Raw genomic sequence first — 20,468 nt, forward strand, 5'->3', positions numbered from 1 at the left:
TTTCTTACTCCTCGTCCTCGAGCCAGCCCATGGTCCGCTCGACGGCCTTGAGCCAGTTCTTGTACTCACGGTCACGGGTCTCCGCGGCCATGCGGGGGGTCCACTCGGCGGCCCGGCGCCAGTTGGCGCGCAGGTCGTCGGTGCTGTTCCAGAAGCCGACGGCGAGGCCGGCGGCGTAAGCGGCGCCGAGGCAGGTGGTCTCGGCGACCATCGGGCGCACCACGGGGGCGTCCACGAAGTCGGCGAGGGTCTGCATCAGCAGGTTGTTGGAGGTCATGCCGCCGTCGACCTTGAGGGCGGCCAGCTCGACACCGGAGTCCTTCGTCATGGCGTCCGCGATCTCGCGGGTCTGCCAGGCGGTGGCCTCCAGGACGGCACGCGCGAGGTGCGCCTTGGTGACGTACCGGGTCAGGCCGGCGATCACACCGCGGGCGTCGGAGCGCCAGTACGGGGCGAACAGGCCGGAGAAGGCCGGCACGAAGTAGGCGCCGCCGTTGTCCTCGACGGAGAGCGCGAGCGTCTCGATCTCGGCGGCGGTGGAGATCAGACCCATCTGGTCGCGCATCCACTGCACCAGCGAACCGGTGACGGCGATCGAGCCCTCCAGGGCGTAGACCGTGTCCTGGTCGCCGATCTTGTAGCCGACGGTGGTGAGCAGACCGCTGTAGGAGTTGATGATCTTGTCGCCGGTGTTCATCACCATGAAGGTGCCGGTGCCGTAGGTCGACTTGGTCTCGCCCTCGGAGAAGCAGGTCTGGCCGAACAGGGCCGCCTGCTGGTCGCCGAGCGCGGAGGCGACCGGGATGCCGCCGAGCAGGTCGCCCAGCTTGCCGCCCTTGATCTCGCCGTAGACCTCGGCGGAGGAGCGGATCTCCGGCAGCACCTGCTTCGGGACGCCGATCGACTCGCAGATCCGGTCGTCCCACTGCATGGTGTGGAGGTTCATGAGCATCGTGCGGGAGGCGTTCGTCACGTCCGTGACGTGCTTGCCGCCGTCGACACCGCCGGTCAGGTTCCAGATGACCCAGGTGTCCATGGTGCCGAAGAGGATGTCGCCCGCCTCGGCGCGCTCCTTCAGCCCGTCGACGTTGTCGAGCAGCCAGCGGGCCTTCGGACCGGCGAAGTAGGAGGCGAGGGGCAGGCCCGTCTCGCGGCGGAAGCGGTCCTGGCCGACGTTGCGGCCGAGCTCGCGGCAGAGGGCGTCGGTGCGGGTGTCCTGCCAGACGATGGCGTTGTGGACGGGCTCACCGGTGTTCCTGTCCCACAGCACGGTCGTCTCGCGCTGGTTGGTGATGCCGATGGCCTTGATGTCGTCGCGGGTGATGCCGGCCTTCTCGATGGCCCCGGCGACGACCTCCTGGACGTTCGTCCAGATCTCGGTGGCGTCGTGCTCGACCCAGCCCGGCTTGGGGAAGATCTGCTCGTGTTCCTTCTGGTCGACGGAGACGATCCGGCCGTCGCGGTCGAAGACGATGCAGCGGGAGGAGGTGGTGCCCTGGTCGATGGCGGCGATGAAGGGGCCGGCGGTGTGCGCGTCGGTCACTGTGTGCTCCTGGTAATTCCGGGTTTAAGGGGCTTTACGTACGGCGCGTGCTGGAAGTTTCGCGACGGGCGCGAAAGAGGGGCTGCTAAGCGAACGCGACGTTGTAGATGCCTGCCGCGATGGCGCCGCCGATCAGCGGACCCACCACGGGGACCCAGGCGTAGCCCCAGTCGGAGCCGCCCTTGTTGGGCAGCGGCAGCAGGGCGTGCACGATACGCGGACCGAGGTCACGGGCCGGGTTGATCGCATACCCCGTCGGGCCGCCGAGGGACAGGCCGATGGAGACCACCACGAGCGCGGTGATCAGGGCGCCCAGGGTGCCCAGGCCGTTGCCCTTGTCGTTCAGGCCCTGGGTGAGCACGGCGAGCACCAGCACGATCGTGCCGATGATCTCCGTGGCCAGGTTCTGCCAGGCGACCCGGACCTCGGGGCCGGTGGAGAAGACGCCCAGCACGGGGCCGGCGCCCTTCTCCTGGGCCTCGACGGCCTTGGCCGTCGTGGCCTGCGCACCCGGACCGCCGACGATCTCGCGGTCGGTGAGGTGGGCCTGGAACTGGCCGTAGTAGGCGATCCAGACCAGTGCGGCACCGATCATGGCGCCGAGGAGCTGGCCGGCCCAGTAGACCGGGACGTTGCTCCAGTCGCCGTCCTTGATCGCGAGCGCGAGGGTGACGGCCGGGTTCAGATGGGCGCCGGACAGCGGCGCCGTCGTGTAGACCGCCGTGAGCACCGCGAAGCCCCACCCGAAGGTGATGGCGAGCCAGCCGGCGTTGCGGGCCTTGGAAGCCTTGAGCGTCACGGCGGCGCAGACTCCGCCGCCGAGCAGGATGAGTATGGCGGTACCGATGGTCTCGCCGATGAAGATGTCGGAGCTGGACACCCGCGACTCCTTTGTCCTTCGTCCAGGGGAAGTGCGATACCGGCCTGGCGTTGTCACACTCTAGCGCGTATTGCCGGTACCTGTTCGACAATGTCGACCGATGGACGGGAGTCTTGCTTCGGCGTTACGAGCACGTCAAGGGCTGTGTTGTCGAAAACACGATCGTTACTGATCGCCCCGGTCCCCAGGATCTTTGCCGCAGGTGAGCGCGGGCATGCCGAGGACCGGGACGCCGTGTGGCCCCCCGGTCCCGTGCTGTTCCGTCAGAACCGTCCGGCGCCCAGGTCCCGCGAGACCGCGCGGGCGCAGTCCCGGACCGCCGCGATCAGCTCCGGGCGCAGCGCCCGCTCCTCGTCGGACCGGCACAGCCGCTCCACGGCGCCGGTGATGCCGACCGCGCCGACCGGCATGCGCCGCCGGTCGTGGATGGGGGCCGCGAGGGAGGCGACGCCCTCCCAGGTCTCCTCCACGTCCGCCGCGTACCCGCGCGCGCGGGTGACGTCGAGGATGTGCTCGAACGCCTCCGGCTCGCACACCGTACGGTCCGTGAACGCCTTGCGGTCGGCCTCCAGGGCCTCGCTGTGCGCCACCGGGTCGTAGGCCGACAGCACCTTGCCGAGGGCCGTGGAGTGCAGCGGCTGCATGGCCCCGATCTCCAGCACCTGCCGGCTGTCGTCGGGCCGGAAGACGTGGTGCACGATCAGCACGCCCTGCTGGTGCAGGACGCCCAGGTAGACGCTCTCGCCGCTGGAACGGGCCAGGTCGTCGGCCCAGACCAGGGCGCGCGCCCGCAGCTCGTGGACGTCGAGGTAGGTGGTGCCCAGGCGCAGCAGCTCCGCGCCCAGCTGGTAGCGCCCGGAGGCGTCGTCCTGCTCCACGAAGCCCTCCTGCTGGAGAGTGCGCAGGATGCCGTGCGCGGTGCCCTTGGCCAGGCCCAGCGACGAGGCGATGTCCGACAGGCCGAGCCGCCGCTCGCCGCCCGCGAGGAGCCGCAGCATCGCGGCCGCCCGTTCGAGCGACTGGATGTTCCGTGCCATCGCCGTACTGCCTCCGTCCCCTTCGACCGCCGACAGGTGGGGCCCGCAGCCCTCGTTCGGCAATGTCGAACACTACCGGTCGTTGCCGACCTCCCGCTAATGGCGGGTCGCCACATGGTGCGGCATGGACGCCCCGGCGGATGCCCATGGGTCGCACCGCGGCCGGTCCCGGCGGATGCTCATGGGTCACCGTGGCCGGTCCCGGCCCCCCTCGGCGTCCGTCCCGTGGACGTGCTGCCCATCCGGGCCGACTCCCGGTTACGCTGGCGCCGTGCGCCTCTCCCCGGATGCCCTGCCGGATGTCCGGGAAGCCGCATAGCCGACAGCCGTCGCATCCGAGGGAGCCCTTTTCATGGCCTCGTTGCCGCCGACCCCTTCCACAGACAGCCGGACCCGCGTGTCCGCCCTCCGAGAGGCGCTGGCCACCCGTGTGGTCGTGGCCGACGGAGCCATGGGCACCATGCTCCAGGCGCAGGACCCCACGCTGGAGGACTTCGAGAATCTCGAGGGCTGCAACGAGATCCTCAACGTGACCCGCCCGGACATCGTCCGCTCCGTCCACGACGCGTACTTCGCCGTCGGCGTCGACTGCGTCGAGACCAACACCTTCGGCGCCAACCACTCGGCCATGGCCGAGTACGAGATCGCCGACCGGATCCACGAGCTGTCCGAGGCTGGCGCCCGCATCGCCCGCGAGGTGGCCGACGAGTACGCCGCCGGCGACGGACGCCCCCGCTGGGTCCTGGGCTCGGTCGGCCCCGGCACCAAGCTGCCCACGCTCGGCCACATCACCTACGGCACGATCCGCGACGGCTACCAGGCCAATGCCGAGGGGCTGCTCGCCGGCGGCGCCGACGCGCTGATCGTGGAGACCACGCAGGACCTCCTGCAGACCAAGGCCTCCGTCCTGGGCGCCCGCCGGGCCATGGAGGCCACCGGCGTCGAGGTGCCCCTGCTCTGCTCGATGGCCTTCGAGACCACCGGCACCATGCTGCTCGGCTCCGAGATCGGCGCGGCCCTGACCGCGCTGGAGCCCCTCGGCATCGACATGATCGGCCTGAACTGCTCCACCGGCCCGGCCGAGATGAGCGAGCACCTGCGCTACCTCACGCGCCACTCGCGCATCCCGCTGCTGTGCATGCCCAACGCCGGCCTGCCGATCCTCACCAAGGACGGCGCACACTTCCCGCTCGACCCCGAGGGCCTGGCCGACGCCCAGCAGAACTTCGTCCAGGACTACGGCCTGTCCCTGGTCGGCGGCTGCTGCGGCACCACCCCCGAGCACCTGCGCCAGCTCGTCGAGCGCGTCCGGAACGTCAGCCCGGGCGAGCGCTCCCCGCAGCCCGAGCCGGGCGCCGCCTCCCTCTACCAGAGCGTGCCGTTCCGGCAGGACACCTCCTACCTGGCCATCGGCGAGCGCACCAACGCCAACGGCTCGAAGAAGTTCCGCGAGGCCATGCTGGACGGCCGCTGGGACGACTGCGTGGAGATGGCCCGCGAGCAGATCCGCGAGGGCGCGCACATGCTCGACCTGTGCGTGGACTACGTCGGCCGCGACGGCGTCGCCGACATGGAGGAACTGGCCGGCCGCTTCGCCACCGCCTCCACCCTGCCGATCGTGCTGGACTCCACCGAGGTCGACGTCATCCGGGCCGGCCTCGAGAAGCTCGGCGGCCGCGCGGTGATCAACTCGGTGAACTACGAGGACGGCGACGGCCCCGAGTCCCGCTTCGCCAAGGTCACCCAGCTCGCCAAGGAGCACGGCGCCGCCCTCATCGCGCTCACCATCGACGAGGAGGGCCAGGCCCGCACCGTCGAGAAGAAGGTCGAGATCGCCGAACGGCTCATCGACGACCTCACCGGCAACTGGGGCATCCACGAGGAGGACATCCTCGTCGACTGCCTCACCTTCACCATCTGCACCGGCCAGGAGGAGTCCCGCAAGGACGGCATCGCCACCATCGAGGGCATCCGCGAGCTGAAGCGGCGCCACCCGAAGGTGCAGACCACCCTCGGCCTGTCCAACATCTCCTTCGGCCTCAACCCGGCCGCCCGCATCCTGCTGAACTCGGTCTTCCTCGACGAGTGCGTCAAGGCGGGCCTGGACTCGGCGATCGTGCACGCCTCGAAGATCCTGCCGATCGCCCGCTTCAGCGAGGAGGAGGTCCAGACCGCCCTGGACCTCATCTACGACCGCCGCGCCGAGGGCTACGACCCGCTGCAGAAGCTCATGCAGCTCTTCGAGGGCGCCACCGCCAAGTCCCTCAAGGCCGGCAAGGCCGAGGAGCTGGCCGCCCTGCCGCTGGACGAGCGCCTCAAGCGCCGCATCATCGACGGCGAGCGCAACGGCCTGGAAGCCGACCTCGACGAGGCCCTCCAGGAGCGGCCCGCGCTCGACATCGTCAACGAGACCCTGCTGGAGGGCATGAAGGTCGTCGGCGAGCTGTTCGGCTCCGGCCAGATGCAGCTGCCGTTCGTCCTGCAGTCGGCCGAGGTGATGAAGGCGGCCGTCGCCCACCTCGAACCGCACATGGAGAAGACCGACGAGGGGGGCAAGGGCACCATCGTGCTCGCCACCGTGCGTGGCGACGTGCACGACATCGGCAAGAACCTCGTCGACATCATCCTGACCAACAACGGCTACAACGTCGTCAACCTCGGCATCAAGCAGCCGGTCTCCGCGATCCTGGACGCCGCCGAGGAGCACAAGGCCGACGTCATCGGCATGTCCGGTCTCCTGGTCAAGTCCACCGTGATCATGAAGGAGAACCTGGAGGAGCTGAACCAGCGCGACCTGGCGGCGAAGTACCCGGTCATCCTCGGCGGCGCCGCCCTCACCCGCGCCTACGTCGAGCAGGACCTGCACGAGCTGTACGAGGGCGAGGTCCGCTACGCCCGCGACGCCTTCGAGGGCCTGCGCCTGATGGACGCCCTGATCGGCGTCAAGCGGGGCGTGCCCGGCGCGAAGCTGCCCGAGCTGAAGCAGCGCCGGGTCAGGGCCGCCGCCCAGGCCGCCGTGGAGGAGCGCCCCGAGGAGGGGCACGTCCGCTCCGACGTCGCCACCGACAACCCGGTCCCCGAGCCGCCCTTCTGGGGCACCCGCGTGATCAAGGGCGTCCAGCTCAAGGAGTACGCGAGCTGGCTCGACGAGGGCGCCCTGTTCAAGGGCCAGTGGGGTCTGAAGCAGGCCCGCACCGGCGAGGGCCCCTCGTACGAGGAACTGGTCGAGACGGAGGGCCGGCCCCGGCTGCGCGGGCTGCTGGACCGGCTGCAGACGGAGAACCTGCTGGAGGCGGCCGTGGTCTACGGCTACTTCCCGTGCGTCTCCAAGGACGACGACCTGATCCTCCTCGACGAGCAGGGCAACGAGCGCACCCGCTTCACCTTCCCGCGCCAGCGCCGGGGCCGCCGCCTGTGCCTGGCCGACTTCTTCCGCCCGGAGGACTCCGGCGAGACGGACGTCGTGGGCCTCCAGGTCGTCACCGTCGGCTCGCGCATCGGCGAGGAGACCGCGCGGCTCTTCGAGGCCAACGCCTACCGGGACTACCTGGAACTGCACGGCCTGTCCGTGCAGTTGGCGGAGGCGCTCGCCGAGTACTGGCACGCGCGCGTGCGTTCCGAACTGGGCTTCGCCGGCGAGGACCCGGACGAGATGCAGGGCATGTTCGAGCTGAAGTACCGGGGCGCCCGCTTCAGCCTCGGCTACGGCGCCTGTCCCAACCTGGAGGACCGGGCCAAGATCGCCGACCTGCTCCAGCCGGAGCGCATCGGCGTCCACCTCTCGGAGGAGTTCCAGCTGCACCCCGAGCAGTCCACGGACGCCATCGTGATCCACCACCCGGAGGCCAAGTACTTCAACGCCCGCTGAGCCGCCCCACCGGGCACACCCCGCACCGGCCCCCGGCGTGCGGTCCGTGTGCCCCGGGGCACACGGACCAAACGAGGCACTTCCGCCGCGCACGTCGTAGACTGGTCGGTCCACTGCAGGCCGGTTCCCATGTGGGAACCGGCCTGATCGTCCCTCAAGGAGGTAGGTGGATGACCAGTACGGTCCCCGCGCTCGGTACCCGGACGGCCGAAGGGTCGGCCCTCCAAGCCGTGCTCCTCGACATGGACGGCACCCTGGTGGACACGGAGGGCTTCTGGTGGGACGTCGAGGCCGAGGTCTTCGCCTCCCTCGGCCACACGCTCGACGAGTCCTGGCGCCACGTCGTGGTCGGCGGCCCCATGACCCGCAGCGCGGGGTTCCTGATCGAGGCCACCGGCGCCGACATCACCCTCGACGAACTCACGGTCCTGCTGAACAACGGCTTCGAGGACCGCATCGACGGCGGCCTGCCGCTGATGCCCGGCGCCGGGCGGCTGCTGGCCGAGCTGTACGAGTACGAGGTCCCCACGGCCCTCGTCTCCGCCTCGCACCGGCGCATCATCGACCGGGTGCTGGCCTCGCTCGGCGCGCACCACTTCAGCCTGACCGTGGCCGGTGACGAGGTGCCGCGCACCAAGCCCCACCCCGACCCGTACCTGGCGGCCGCCGTCGGACTCGGCGTGGACCCGGCCCGCTGCGCCGTCATCGAGGACACCGCGACCGGCGTCGCGGCGGCCGAGGCCGCGGGCTGCCGGGTCGTGGCGGTGCCCTCCGTGGCCCCCATCGCCCCGGCCCTGAGGCGGACGGTCGTCAGCTCCCTGGAAGAGGTCGACCTGACATTTCTGCACGGGCTGATGACGGAAATGCGCTAGCTGTTCACCCAGCGTGCAGCGGTGTTAGGCGGTAATTCCGGAGATGAATTCGAACCTCTCCGGATGACCGAATTCCCGTGCGTCCGAACCCGTTTACGGGTGTGACGTTCCCCACGCGATCCGGGGTCGACAGCGGATCCGGCGTGTGCCGCGCACCCCCTCCGGGGGGCCGTCGGCGTGCCCTTGTGTCCCGATTGATGGATCGGTGCACCAAAGCTTCCGCCATCCGCTTTTCGGTGTGTCCACGCCCGGTTCCGCAGCGTGATGGCCCCTCAACTCCGGTGACGGCGAACCCTCCTGCCGGTCCGGACTAATCTCGTCGCGAGAACATCGCCCCACCCCCGTGATCCGCTGCGCCACCCCTGCATGCCGGGTACACGGAGTAGACAGCTCTGGAGAAACTCGAGCATGAACCGCAAGACTTTGGTGCTGCCGGCCGTGATCGGTCTGCTCGCGCCGGTGCTCGCCGCCTGCGGCGGGTCCGACAGCGGGAGCAGCGACAGCGGCGCGATCGTCGTCGGCACCACGGACCGGTTCACCGCCTCGAAGGACGCCCCCGCGCCCCTCGACCCGGCGTACGCCTACGACGTCGGCACCTGGAACATCCTGCGCCAGACCGTGCAGACCCTGATGATCCAGCCGCGCGGCGAGGGCGAGCCGGTACCGGAGGCCGCCGAGCGGTGCGGCTTCACCGACACCGGCAACGAGCGCTACGCCTGCACCCTGCGCGACGGACTGAAGTTCGCCAACGGCGACCCCGTCACCGCGGCCGACGTCAAGTACTCCATCGACCGCGCCCGTTCCCTCAAGGCCGACAGCGGTGTGTTCGCCCTGCTGTCCACCATCGACACCGTCGAGACGCAGGGCGACCGCGAGGTCATCTTCCACCTCAAGACGGCCGACGCGACCTTCCCGTACAAGCTGTCGACCCCGGTCGCCGGCATCGTCGACCCCGACGACTACCCGAAGGACAAGCTGCGCGACGGCTTCGACCTGGAGGGCTCCGGCCCGTACACCCTCAAGGCCGACGTCGAGAACGGCGCGATGGTCAAGGCCGAGTTCACCCGCAACCCCGACTACAAGGGGAGCCTGAAGGTGAACAACGACAAGGTCGACATGGTCTCCTTCAAGGACGCCGACGCCATGGGCGAGGCGCTGCGGAAGGGCGACATCGACCTGATGACCCGCACCATGTCGCCCGACCAGATCCGCAAGCTCTCCGGTGACGCCGACACCGACATCGACCTCGTCGAGATGCCCGGCCTGGAGATCCGCTACCTGGGCTTCAACACCGACGCCCCGACCGTCAAGTCCAAGGCCGTGCGCCAGGCGATGGCCCAGGTCGTCAACCGCAGCGCGCTGGTCTCCAAGGTCTACGGCTCCCAGGCCGAGCCGCTGTACTCGCTGGTCCCGGCCAGCATCACCGGCCACTCCAACTCGTTCTTCAACAAGTACGGCGACCCGAACGTCACCAAGGCCCGCGCCCTGCTCAACCAGGCGAACATCACCACCCCGGTGAAGCTGACGCTGCACTACACCACCGACCACTACGGCCCGGCCACCAAGAAGGAGTTCGAGGTCCTGCGCGACCAGCTGAACTCCACCGGCCTGTTCGACGTCGGCATCAAGGGCACGCCGTGGGACACCTTCCGCCCGGCCGAGAAGAAGGGCGAGTACGACGTCTACGGCATGGGCTGGTTCCCGGACTTCCCGGACGCGGACAACTTCCTCGCGCCCTTCCTCGACGCGGACAACACCCTCGGCTCGCCGTACGACAACAGCCGCATCCGCAACACCCTGATCCCCGAGTCGCGCCAAGAGGCGGACCGGTTGTCCGCCTCCACCAGCCTGACGGACATTCAGGACATCGTCGCCAGTGACGTGCCGGTGCTGCCGCTGTGGCAGGGCAAGCAGTACGTCGCCGCGCGCGACGACATCACGGGTACCGCGTACGCCCTCAACTCCTCCTCGACGCTCCAGCTCTGGGAGCTCGGGCGGGGCGTGAGTGGCTGACGGACCCACTGGAACCCCGGGGCCTGTGACCGCGGCCCCCGGGGATCCGTGCCCCGGAGCCGGGGACATGCTCCGGGCGTTCTCGAGAACCGACGACAAGGCACACACGTGAACATACGCAACCAGTGGCCGGTCCTGCCCATCGTGGCGGGGCTCGCCTCCGGCCTGCTCACCGGCTGTGGCACGGAGACCGGAGACTCCGCGGGGGAGGGCTCCAACGTGGTGGTGGGGATGTCCGACGACGTCCTGGCCACGGATCCCGCCTCCGGCTACGACCCCGGCTCCTGGCTGTTGTTCAACAACGTCTTCCAGTCGCTGCTCAGCTTCCCCAAGGGCGCCACGGAACCGCAGCCCGAGGCCGCCGAGAGCTGCTCCTTCACCGACACCCAGACCACGGTCTACAAGTGCACGCTGAAGGACGGCCTCAAGTTCAGCAACGGTGACGAACTCACCTCCGAGGACGTCAAGTTCTCCTTCGACCGCATGCTGAAGATCAACGACCCGGACGGGCCCGCGATCATGTTCCCCACACTGCAGAAGGTCGAGACCCCGGACGAGAAGACGGTCGTCTTCCGGCTCAACACGGCCGACGCCACCTTCCCCAGCAAGATCGCCTCGGGCGCCGGGTCCATCGTCGACCACCGCGAGTACGACGCGGACGGGCTCCGCAAGGACGGCCAGGCCGTCGGCTCCGGCCCCTACAAGCTCGACTCGTTCGACAAGGACCAGGCCGTCTTCTCCGTCAACGAGAACTACAAGGGCACCGCCGAGGTGAAGAACACCGGCGTGACGCTCAAGTTCTTCGACGGCGACCAGACCGCCCTGAAGCAGGCGATCCAGAACGAGGAAGTCGACATCGCCTACCGCGGCCTGACCGCGAGCGACATCGCGGACACGGAGAAGGCCGACAACGGCACCGGCGTCGAGGTCGTCGAGGGCAGCAGCGCCGAGGTCCAGCACCTGGTGTTCAACATGAAGGACCCGGTCGCCGGAAAGCTCGGCGTCCGCAAGGCCATCGCCCACCTGCTCGACCGCGAGGCCCTCATCAGGGACGTCTACCAGGGCACGGCCACCCCGCTGTACTCGATCATCCCGGCCGGCATCGCCGGCCACAACACGGCCTTCTTCGACACCTACGGCGCCCGGCCCTCGAAGGCCAAGGCGGCGGACGCGCTGCGCGAGGACGGCATCACCGGCAAGGTGAAGCTGACCCTCTGGTCGACCCCGTCCCGCTACGGCCCCGCCACCGACCAGGAGCTGAACGCCATCGCCGGCCAGCTCAACGCCAGCGGCCTGTTCGACGCCGACGTCAAGTCCGTCCCCTTCGGCCAGTACGAGAAGGACATAGCGGCCGGCAAGTACGGCGTCTACGTCAAGGGCTGGGTCCCGGACTACCCGGACGCCGACAACTTCACGGCCCCCTTCTTCGGCAAGGGCAACGTGCTGAACAACAACTACGACAACAGCACCATCACCGGCTCGCTCATCCCGCGCACCGCGGCCCTGACCAACCGGGCCGCCACCGACAAGGAGTTCGGGGAGCTGCAGGACATCGTCGCCGACGAACTGCCCGTCCTGCCGGTGTGGCAGGCCAAGCAGTACGCGGTCGTCCGCGACGGCGTCTACGGCCTGGAGTACTGCCTCGACGCGTCGACCGTGTTCCGCTTCTGGGAGCTGAGCAAGGACGCCTGACGCACGGGTGTGAAGAAGGGCGCCTCCTGCTCGACAGGGGGCGCCCTCTTCGTTGTCGCGGGCTGGACGGCTTGTCGCGTGCTGGGCGGCCTGCTGTGCGCCGGGCGCCCACTACGCGCTGGACGGCCCTACTGCGCGCCGGGGCGCACCAGCCCGCTCTCGTACGCGTACACCGCGGCCTGCACGCGGTCGCGCAGGCCCAGCTTGGTGAGCACATGCCCGACGTGCGTCTTGACGGTGGTCTCGCTGACGAACAGGTCCGCGGCGATCTCGGCGTTGGACAGCCCGCGCGCCACCAGCTTCAGCACCTCGACCTCGCGGTCGGTGAGCGTGTGCAGCGTGTCCGGCACCGGCTCGTCGCCCGAGGGCAGGTGTGTGGCGTACTTGTCGAGCAGCCGGCGCGTGATGCTCGGCGCGAGCATCGCCTCGCCCGCGGCCACGACGCGGATCGCCTGCACCAGCTCGTTGGCGGGCGCGTCCTTCAGCAGGAAGCCGCTCGCCCCGGCCCGCAGGGCCTCCACCACGTACTCGTCGAGGTCGAAGGTGGTCAGCACCAGCACCTTCGCCGGGCCGTCCCGCCCGGGGCCGGTGATCTGCCGGGTCGCCTCCACACCGTCCATCCGCGGCATGCGGATGTCCATCAGGACCACGTCGGGCTGCAGGGCCCGCACCTGGTCGAGCGCCTGGAGGCCGTCTCCGGCCTCGCCGACGACCGCGAGGTCCTGCTCGGCCTCCAGGATCATCCGGAAGCCCGTGCGGAGCAGGGGCTGGTCGTCGACCAGTAGGACGCGGATGGCCACGTAAGTCTCCTTCGCTAGTCCGGCCCCATTCTGCCCTGCGCGGGCCCGCCGGACTCAGCCACCCTCACCGGTCGGTCACCTTCAGCGGCAGCGGGTACGGCGGGGGAGTGCCGCCGAACTCCGGGCAGTGGGCCTGGTGGTCGCACCAGCCGCACAGCTTCGTGGGGCGCGGCCGCCAGTCGCCCGTCTCGGTCGCCAGCCGGATCGCCTCCCACAGCGCCAGCAGCTTGCGCTCGACCCGCTCCAGGTCGGCGAGGACCGGGTCGTACGTCAGCACCTCACCGCTGCCGAGGTAGACCAGCTGGAGCCGCCGCGGCACCACGTTCTTCAGCCGCCACACGACCAGGGCGTAGAACTTCATCTGGAACAGAGCGCCCTCGGAGTACTCGGGCCGGGGCGCTTTCCCCGTCTTGTAGTCGACGATCCGGACCTCACCCGTGGGAGCCACGTCGACCCGGTCGATGATCCCGCGCAACCGCAGCCCGGACTCCAGCTCGGCCTCGACGAACAGCTCCCGCTCGGCCGGCTCCAGACGGCTGGGGTCCTCCAGGGTGAACCAGCGCTCGACGAGCTGCTCCGCCTCGCCCAGCCAGCGCGCCAGCCGCTCGCCCTCGGGATCGTCGGCGAACAGCTCCACGACCTCCGGCCGCGTCTCGCGCAGCCGGTCCCACTGGCCCGGGATCAGCGACTTCGCCCGGGGCGGCGTGCGCTCGGCCGCCGGGGCGTCGAAGAGGCGCTCCAGGACCGCGTGCACCAGCGTGCCCCTGGTCGCCGCCTCGCTCGGCTTCTCCGGGAGCCGGTCGATGACCCGGAAGCGGTAGAGCAACGGGCACTGCATGAAGTCACTGGCACGCGAGGGGGACAGCGAGGCGGGCGGTATGGCGGTGGGCCTCGTCACGAGGTCGCTCACGGCGGCCGTCTCCGCCGCCGCCTCCGCCACTGCCTGGACGGCCGTGTCCCCTGCCGTCGCCTCGGGCCCTGCCGTGACCGGCGGATCCACCGCCGCGGCAGGGCTGGTCTCGGGCTGCGCCGCGCCCTCGGTGCTCGTCTCCATGCCCCAGACCATACGGCCCGCCACTGACAGTGACCCAGGCGCGTTCCGTGGGGGAAGCCGGGAGGGGAGGTCGACGTACGGGAAACACAGGGGTGCCGGGGCGGAACGCACCTCGGCGGACGCATACCATCGACTCGAGACCCTCCCGTCCGGCACGCACGGGAGACGCTTCGAACGAGGGGACACCGGTGGACGAGAGCGGCGGGCGCGGGCAGCCGCGGTCCGGCAACGAGGAGTCGGCCGAGCGCCACGCAGGGCCTCCGGCCCGGGCCGCCGACCCGACCCCCGCCGACGAACGCCCCACGGAGGAACGGCGCTTCACCCCCGAACAGCGGGACGACGCCCCGTCATCAGACACCCCGGCGCCCCGACCGACCCCGCCTGCACACCAGGACTCCACCGTCCCCACGGCCGATGACCCTTCCCCGGCCCACGGCGAGGCCGACGGGGGCCGCACGCCCGACAGCGAGAGCGGTGGGCCCGGCGGCTCTGCCACCGGTGGTCCTTCTACGGTCCCCGCCCATGGCGAGGCCGAGGGGAGCGGCACTGAGAGCGGAGGGCCTGGCGGCTCTGCCGATGGCCCGTCCACGGTGCCGACCCGCAGCGAGGCCGAGGGGAGCGGCGCTCCCGACAGCGATGGGCCCACCGGCCCCGCCACCGACGGCTCCGCCACGGCCCCTGCCCACGGAAAGGGCGACGCGCGTTCCGGAGGCGACGCGCACCCGGACCGCGCCTACGCCGGCGACCCGCACACCGCGCCCGTCGGCCGGCCCGAGGCAGACCGTCGTGACACCACCGCGCCCGCGGCAGGCAGGCCGGAAGCGGATCCCCGTCACACCACCGCACCCGCAGCCGGTCGCCCCGAGGCAGACCCCCGTCACACCCCCATCGCCGACCGCCCCGAGGCGGAGCCTCCTCGCGCGGCCCCCGCGCCCGTCTCCGGCGGCTCCGAGCACCACCCCGACTCCCCGGCCGCACACGACCACACCCCGGGCCACCGGCCCCTCGCGCACTCCGCCGACGGCAAGGGCCCCGCCCCCCAGCGGCCCGAGCCCCGGGGCGGGCTGCTCATGGGGCGGCCCTTCGGGGTGCCCGTGTACGTCGCGCCGAGCTGGTTCCTGGTCGCCGCCCTGATCACCTGGGTGTTCGGCGGCCAGCTGGAGCGCGTGCTGCCCGAGCTCGGCGCCGCCCGCTACCTGGTCTCGCTCTTCTTCGCCGTGGCCTTCTACGCCTCCGTGCTGGTCCACGAACTGGCCCACACGGTCGCCGCCCTCCGCTTCAAGCTCCCGGTCCGCCGCATCCAGCTCCAGTTCTTCGGCGGCGTCTCCGAGATCGAGAAGGAGGCCGAGACCCCCGGCCGGGAGTTCGTGCTGGCCTTCGTCGGCCCGCTGCTCTCCCTCGTCCTGGCCGGCGTCTTCTACGCCGCCGTGCAGACCGTGGAACCCGGCACCGTCCCCGGCGTCCTGCTCGCCGGCCTGATGATCTCCAACCTCATCGTGGCCGCGTTCAACCTCCTGCCCGGCCTGCCCCTGGACGGCGGCCGCATGCTCCGCGCCGTCGTCTGGAAGCTCACCGGCAAGCCGATGGCCGGCACCATCGCCGCCGCCTGGGTCGGCCGCGCCCTCGCCGTCTCCGTCCTGATCGGCCTGCCCCTGCTCACCCAGTCCGGCGCCCTCGGCGCCGAGGCCGTCGACAACGTCGGCATGGACACCGTCCTGGACGCCCTGCTCGCCGCCATCCTCGCCGCGATCATCTGGACCGGCGCCGGCAACAGCCTGCGCATGGCCCGCCTGCGCGAGCACCTCCCCGAGCTGCGCGCCCGCACGCTGACCCGCCGCGCGGTCCCCGTCGAGACCGACACCCCCCTCTCCGAGGCCCTGCGCCGGGCCAACGCCGCCGGAGCCCGCGCCCTGGTCGTCGTCGACGCCGACGGCAAACCGCTCTCCCTCGTCCGCGAGGCCGCCATCGTCGGCGTACCGGAGCACCGCCGCCCCTGGGTCGCGGTCAGCGGCCTCGCCCAGGAGCTCACCGACGGCATGCGCGTCTCGGCGGAACTGTCCGGCGAGGAACTCCTCGACGCCCTGCGCGCCGCCCCGGCCACCGAGTACCTGGTCGTGGAGGAGACCGGCGAGATCTACGGCGTCCTGTCGGCGGCCGACGTGGAGCGCGCCTTCGTCAAGGCGATGGCCAGGCCGTCCTAGCGGCCGGCCGCCGGCCGTCCCGGTGGCCGCCCCGGTGCCCGTCCTGGTGGTCGGCGGCCCCCTCCGGTGCCGGTAGGCTGGTCACATGTCCGAACCGACCGGTGCCGCCCGCAGGCGCGGGCCCTTCAAGGTCGGGGACCAGGTACAGCTGACCGACCCCAAGGGCCGCCACTACACGTTCACGCTCGAGGCCGGGAAGAACTTCCACACCCACAAGGGTTCCTTCCCGCACGACGAACTGATCGGCGCTCCCGAGGGCAGCGTTGTCCGCACCACGGGGAACGTCGCCTACCTCGCGCTGCGCCCCCTGCTCCCCGACTACGTCCTGTCCATGCCCCGAGGGGCAGCCGTCGTCTACCCGAAGGACGCGGGGCAGATCCTCGCCTTCGCCGACATCTTCCCCGGCGCGCGCGTCGTGGAGGCCGGCGTGGGCTCCGGCTCGCTCAGCAGCTTCCTGCTGCGCGCCATCGGCGACCAGGGCATGCTCCACAGCTACGAGCGCCGCGCCGACTTCGCCGAGATCGCCCAGGCGAACGTGGAGCGCTACTTCGGCGGCCCGCACCCCGCCTGGCAGCTCACCGTCGGCGACCTCCAGGACAACCTGTCGGACACCGACGTCGACCGCGTCATCCTCGACATGCTCGCCCCCTGGGAGTGCCTGGAGGCCGTCTCCAAGGCGCTCGTCCCCGGCGGCATCCTCTGCTGCTACGTCGCGACCACCACCCAGCTCGCCCGGACCGTCGAGTCCATCCGCGAGATCGGCTGCTTCAACGAGCCGACCTCCTGGGAGACGATGATCCGCAACTGGCACATCGAGGGCCTCGCCGTCCGCCCGGACCACCGGATGATCGGCCACACCGGCTTCCTGCTCACCGCCCGCCGCCTCGCCGACGGCGTCGAGCCCCCCATGCGCCGCCGCCGCCCCGCCAAGGGCGCCTACGGCGAGGACTACGCCGGCCCCAACGCCGACGGCGGCACCGCCCGCTGAGACGGCCCGTCACCGCACACGAGGCACAGACCTCACCGCACACAACGCACAGGCGCCGTGGCGCAGTTCCCGGACACCGCACCGGAACTGCGCCACGGCGCCTTCTCGTTGCCGCCCGGGGTGAAACCGCGCGCGACACCGTTGACCTGGCCCGAGGCGACCGGCAGCCGCCTCGCCCGCCGCCGGCGGCCCGCGCCGGCCCCGGCTTGCTGACACAGCGGCAGGAACCGTAACCCCTCTGACTTCCCCGGCACGGGACGCGCACACCCCGCCGTTCCCTCGCCGTGTGACGTGTGGCACCATCTTGGCCACCCCACCGGCACAGCCCTCAGGAGACACTCCTAGTGCAGCCTTCCGCCGTCCCGGAGCTCGCCCACACCCACACCCGCCCCATCCACTGGCTCGCCACCGCCACGGCCGTGGCCGGCGTGGTGGCCCTCTCCTCGGTCCTCCAGCCCGGCGCCGCGACGGCCGCTCAGCCGGCCGCCCCCGAGACCAGAAGCGCTCCGGCGAACGCGGCCGCGCCCGATCCGGCCGCGGTGGACTTCCCGATCGAGTGCGGCCCGGTGAAGGCCGTGGTGCGGAAGAAGGCCTCCGGGGATCTCGACGGCGACGGCGTACCCGAGACGGTGGCCGTGGTCCGCTGCGACTCCCCGATGGGCACCCCGCCGGACGGCGTGTTCGTCCTCACCCGGGGCGGCGACGGCGGCAAGCCACGGGTGGTGGCCACGCTGCTCGACCCCAAGGACGGCACCACCGTCGCGGACTTCGCCGTGCGCGACGGGGCCGTCACGGCCACGCTCCTCGGCTACTCGTCGACCGACGTGCCGCGTTGCTGCCCCGACGTGCGGAGCGACGTGAAATGGCGTTGGCAGAACGGCGCGTTCGTCCGCTCGACGCCGGCCGGTGCCCGCAGCGTGTGAGGCGCGTGCGCCAGCGCGTGTGAGATATCAGACAGTAGTGACAGTGCGTAGAGAAGTAGTCACTCTGCGTCCGGTCCGTAGACCTCTGTCCTGTCCGAAACCCGACGTACGTGGATGCACTCGCCCGGACACTCCTTCGCGGAGTCGATCACGTCCGTGAGAAGCGGCAGCGGTACGGGCGTTGTCGCGCCCTTGTCCTGGAGCAACTCGTCGTCGGCGCTCTTCACATAGGCCAGACCGTCGATGTCCAGCTCGAACACCTCCGGCGCGTACTGGGCGCAGATGCCGTCGCCGGTACACAGGTCCTGGTCGATCCAGACCTCCAGAGCCTCGCCGTCGACCCCGGCCTCCTGCTGCACGCTCATCTCTCCTGCCGTTTCTCCGCCGAGCCGTATCGGGAATCCGGCCAGCTCTGACGGGTGTTGAACGCTTCGACCCTACCTCCGCCTGGGTTCCAATCAGGTTCGGTGGGTATTCCCCTGGCGTGAGGGAGAGCGCAAGGGTGAAGATCGGACACACCCCGACCGTCTTTGTGATCTAGGGGTTTCAATCGACACCCGCCCAGGTAGGGTCTGGAAGCGTCCAGCTCCCCTTGGAGGAGGTGAGGACCGTGGCAGCCCACGACGACGACATGAACCGCGGCATCCGCCCGGGACGCGGGTCCGATGACCCGGCCGGGCAGATCGCCTACCTTGAGCAGGAGATCGCCGTCCTGCGACGCAAGCTCGCCGACTCTCCGCGACACACGAGGATTCTCGAAGAGCGGATCGTCGAGCTGCAGACCAATCTGGCCGGCGTGTCCGCGCAGAACGAGCGACTCGCCAACACGCTCCGTGAGGCCCGTGACCAGATCGTGGCCCTCAAGGAGGAGGTCGACCGGCTCGCACAGCCGCCGGCCGGCTTCGGTGTCTTCCTGACGGCGAACGAGGACGGCACCGCCGACATCTTCACCGGCGGCCGCAAGCTCAGGGTGAACGTCAGCCCCAGCGTCGAGCTCGAGGAGCTCAGGCGCGGCCAGGAAGTGATGCTCAACGAAGCGCTCAACGTGGTCGAGGCCATGGAGTTCGAGCGCGTCGGTGACATCGTCACCCTCAAGGAGATCCTCGAGGACGGCGAGCGGGCCTTGGTGCTCGGGCACACCGACGAGGAGCGGGTGGTACGGCTCGCCGAGCCGCTGCTGGACGTCACCATCCGCCCCGGCGACGCCCTGCTCCTGGAGCCCCGCTCCGGATACGTCTACGAGGTCGTCCCCAAGAGCGAGGTCGAGGAGCTCGTCCTCGAAGAGGTCCCCGACATCGGCTACGAGCAGATCGGTGGTCTCGGCGGCCAGATCGAGGCCATCCGGGACGCCGTCGAGCTCCCCTACCTCTACCCGGACCTGTTCAAGGAGCACGAACTGCGGCCGCCCAAGGGTGTGCTGCTGTACGGACCCCCTGGATGCGGTAAGACACTGATCGCCAAGGCCGTGGCCAATTCACTGGCCAAGAAGGTCGCCGAGGTGACCGGCCAGGCCGCCGGCAAGAGCTTCTTCCTGAACATCAAGGGCCCCGAGCTGCTGAACAAGTACGTCGGTGAGACGGAGCGGCAGATCCGCCTCGTCTTCCAGCGGGCCCGTGAGAAGGCCAGCGAGGGCACGCCCGTCATCGTCTTCTTCGACGAGATGGAGTCCCTCTTCCGCACCCGTGGCTCCGGTGTCAGCTCGGACGTGGAGAACACCATCGTCCCGCAGCTGCTCGCCGAGATCGACGGCGTGGAGGGCCTGCAGAACGTGGTCGTGATCGGCGCCTCCAACCGCGAGGACATGATCGACCCGGCCATCCTGCGGCCCGGCCGGCTGGACGTGAAGATCAAGATCGAGCGTCCGGACGCCGAGGCGGCCAAGGACATCTTCGGCAAGTACCTGACCGAGCGCCTCCCGCTGCACGCCGACGACCTCGGTGAGCACGGCGGCGACAAGGGTGCCACGGTCCAGAACATGATCCAGACGGCCGTCGAGCACATGTACGCCGAATCCGAGGAGAACCGCTTCCTGGAGGTCACCTACGCCAATGGTGACAAGGAAGTCCTGTACTTCAAGGACTTCAATTCCGGCGCCATGATCGAGAACATCGTGGGCCGGGCCAAGAAGATGGCGATCAAGGACTTCCTCGAGAAGAACCAGAAGGGCCTCCGCGTCTCCCACCTCCTCCAGGCCTGCGTGGACGAGTTCAAGGAGAACGAGGACCTGCCGAACACCACCAACCCGGACGACTGGGCCCGTATCTCCGGAAAGAAGGGCGAGCGGATCGTGTACATCCGTACGCTCATCACCGGAAAGCAGGGTGCGGACACCGGACGCTCCATCGACACGGTGGCGAACACCGGTCAGTACCTGTAAAAGGCAGGGCGGCTGCGGGTGCCCGTCGCGGGTACCCGCAGCCGACTGTTTTTCAGGCCACGGCTGGAGCAACGCAATGACGCAAATGATCTCCCCACCAGCGCAAAGGCGTTCTAGGCTCTTGCGTACCGCCGAGTCGCGCAGTGCGGGGACGGGCACCGCACACGCAACCGAGCGCCAGCGGTATCTGAGTGGCGCCCACGACCGAGGGTGCCGCCGG

At 70.3% G+C, this 20,468-nt stretch carries 13 protein-coding genes and 1 pseudogene; 8 read left to right on the forward strand and 6 right to left on the reverse strand.

What is annotated here, in order from left to right; genetic code table 11:
• Window positions 1-4: 4 nt before the first annotated feature.
• The 3 genes from glpK to ABZ386_RS21845 form a co-directional block, all read right to left on the reverse strand.
• Window positions 5-1,543 (reverse strand): glycerol kinase GlpK, encoded by a 1,539-nt coding sequence (glpK, locus tag ABZ386_RS21835; RefSeq protein ID WP_114251076.1) that lies wholly within the window; start codon window positions 1,541-1,543, stop codon window positions 5-7.
• An 85-nt stretch (window positions 1,544-1,628) separates the two neighbouring features.
• Window positions 1,629-2,423 carry an MIP/aquaporin family protein gene (locus ABZ386_RS21840; protein ID WP_351342744.1) on the reverse strand — a complete coding sequence of 265 codons (795 nt, stop codon included), beginning with the start codon at window positions 2,421-2,423 and terminating at the stop codon, window positions 1,629-1,631.
• Window positions 2,424-2,686: 263 nt separating this feature from the next.
• Entirely contained in the window at window positions 2,687-3,460 is a 774-nt protein-coding gene (locus tag ABZ386_RS21845; RefSeq protein WP_059419398.1) for an IclR family transcriptional regulator, read from the reverse strand.
• Window positions 3,461-3,812: 352 nt separating this feature from the next.
• On the opposite strand from ABZ386_RS21845, the gene metH reads away from it, so the two are divergent.
• The 4 genes from metH (at window position 3,813) to ABZ386_RS21865 (ending at window position 11,905) form a co-directional block, all read left to right on the forward strand.
• Complete coding sequence (metH, locus tag ABZ386_RS21850) at window positions 3,813-7,328, forward strand: methionine synthase (protein WP_358965600.1); 3,516 nt, start codon at window positions 3,813-3,815, stop codon at window positions 7,326-7,328.
• A 170-nt stretch (window positions 7,329-7,498) separates the two neighbouring features.
• The gene (locus ABZ386_RS21855) at window positions 7,499-8,200 is read left to right on the forward strand and encodes an HAD family phosphatase (protein ID WP_351342739.1); all 702 of its coding nucleotides are present in this window, start codon (window positions 7,499-7,501) and stop codon (window positions 8,198-8,200) included.
• Window positions 8,201-8,608: 408 nt separating this feature from the next.
• The gene (locus tag ABZ386_RS21860) at window positions 8,609-10,213 is read left to right on the forward strand and encodes an ABC transporter substrate-binding protein (protein WP_358965601.1); all 1,605 of its coding nucleotides are present in this window, start codon (window positions 8,609-8,611) and stop codon (window positions 10,211-10,213) included.
• A gap of 108 nt (window positions 10,214-10,321) precedes the next feature.
• Window positions 10,322-11,905 carry an ABC transporter substrate-binding protein gene (locus ABZ386_RS21865; RefSeq protein WP_351342735.1) on the forward strand — a complete coding sequence of 528 codons (1,584 nt, stop codon included), beginning with the start codon at window positions 10,322-10,324 and terminating at the stop codon, window positions 11,903-11,905.
• A gap of 128 nt (window positions 11,906-12,033) precedes the next feature.
• On the opposite strand, the gene ABZ386_RS21870 is transcribed toward ABZ386_RS21865, so the two are convergent.
• Both ABZ386_RS21870 and ABZ386_RS21875 read right to left on the reverse strand, forming a co-directional pair.
• Window positions 12,034-12,705, reverse strand: coding sequence for a response regulator transcription factor (locus tag ABZ386_RS21870; protein ID WP_030606450.1), 672 nt, complete (start codon window positions 12,703-12,705; stop codon window positions 12,034-12,036).
• Between the two features lie 14 nt (window positions 12,706-12,719).
• Window positions 12,720-13,759, reverse strand: a pseudogene (locus tag ABZ386_RS21875) (RecB family exonuclease).
• Between the two features lie 590 nt (window positions 13,760-14,349).
• Here ABZ386_RS21875 and ABZ386_RS21880 point away from each other — a divergent pair.
• The 3 genes from ABZ386_RS21880 to ABZ386_RS21890 all read left to right on the forward strand — a co-directional run bounded on the left by ABZ386_RS21880 (window position 14,350) and on the right by ABZ386_RS21890 (window position 17,871).
• Window positions 14,350-15,960 (forward strand): site-2 protease family protein, encoded by a 1,611-nt coding sequence (locus ABZ386_RS21880; RefSeq protein WP_358965603.1) that lies wholly within the window; start codon window positions 14,350-14,352, stop codon window positions 15,958-15,960.
• An 85-nt stretch (window positions 15,961-16,045) separates the two neighbouring features.
• Complete coding sequence (locus tag ABZ386_RS21885; RefSeq protein WP_031114607.1) at window positions 16,046-16,948, forward strand: tRNA (adenine-N1)-methyltransferase; 903 nt, start codon at window positions 16,046-16,048, stop codon at window positions 16,946-16,948.
• Between the two features lie 344 nt (window positions 16,949-17,292).
• Complete coding sequence (locus ABZ386_RS21890) at window positions 17,293-17,871, forward strand: hypothetical protein (protein ID WP_351342730.1); 579 nt, start codon at window positions 17,293-17,295, stop codon at window positions 17,869-17,871.
• Between the two features lie 59 nt (window positions 17,872-17,930).
• Here the strand turns inward: ABZ386_RS21890 and ABZ386_RS21895 are convergent, their stop codons facing one another.
• Window positions 17,931-18,236 carry a ferredoxin gene (locus ABZ386_RS21895; protein ID WP_114251067.1) on the reverse strand — a complete coding sequence of 102 codons (306 nt, stop codon included), beginning with the start codon at window positions 18,234-18,236 and terminating at the stop codon, window positions 17,931-17,933.
• Window positions 18,237-18,481: 245 nt separating this feature from the next.
• Here ABZ386_RS21895 and arc point away from each other — a divergent pair, with 245 nt between their 5' ends.
• Window positions 18,482-20,248, forward strand: a complete 1,767-nt coding sequence (gene arc, locus ABZ386_RS21900; protein WP_114251065.1) for a proteasome ATPase — start codon at window positions 18,482-18,484, stop codon at window positions 20,246-20,248.
• Window positions 20,249-20,468: the final 220 nt, after the last annotated feature.

The organism is Streptomyces sp. NPDC006140 (genome assembly GCF_040628815.1).
GTDB lineage: Bacteria > Actinomycetota > Actinomycetes > Streptomycetales > Streptomycetaceae > Streptomyces.

Bases quoted from the DNA above. Each gene is read 5' to 3' on its own strand.
- ABZ386_RS21860 (WP_358965601.1), top strand. From the start codon at position 8,609: ATGAACCGCAAGACTTTGGTGCTGCCGGCCGTGATCGGTCTGCTCGCG.
- ABZ386_RS21895 (WP_114251067.1), bottom strand. From the start codon at position 18,236: ATGAGCGTGCAGCAGGAGGCCGGGGTCGACGGCGAGGCTCTGGAGGTC.
- metH (WP_358965600.1), top strand. From the start codon at position 3,813: ATGGCCTCGTTGCCGCCGACCCCTTCCACAGACAGCCGGACCCGCGTG.
- ABZ386_RS21855 (WP_351342739.1), top strand. From the start codon at position 7,499: ATGACCAGTACGGTCCCCGCGCTCGGTACCCGGACGGCCGAAGGGTCG.
- ABZ386_RS21885 (WP_031114607.1), top strand. From the start codon at position 16,046: ATGTCCGAACCGACCGGTGCCGCCCGCAGGCGCGGGCCCTTCAAGGTC.
- ABZ386_RS21845 (WP_059419398.1), bottom strand. From the start codon at position 3,460: ATGGCACGGAACATCCAGTCGCTCGAACGGGCGGCCGCGATGCTGCGG.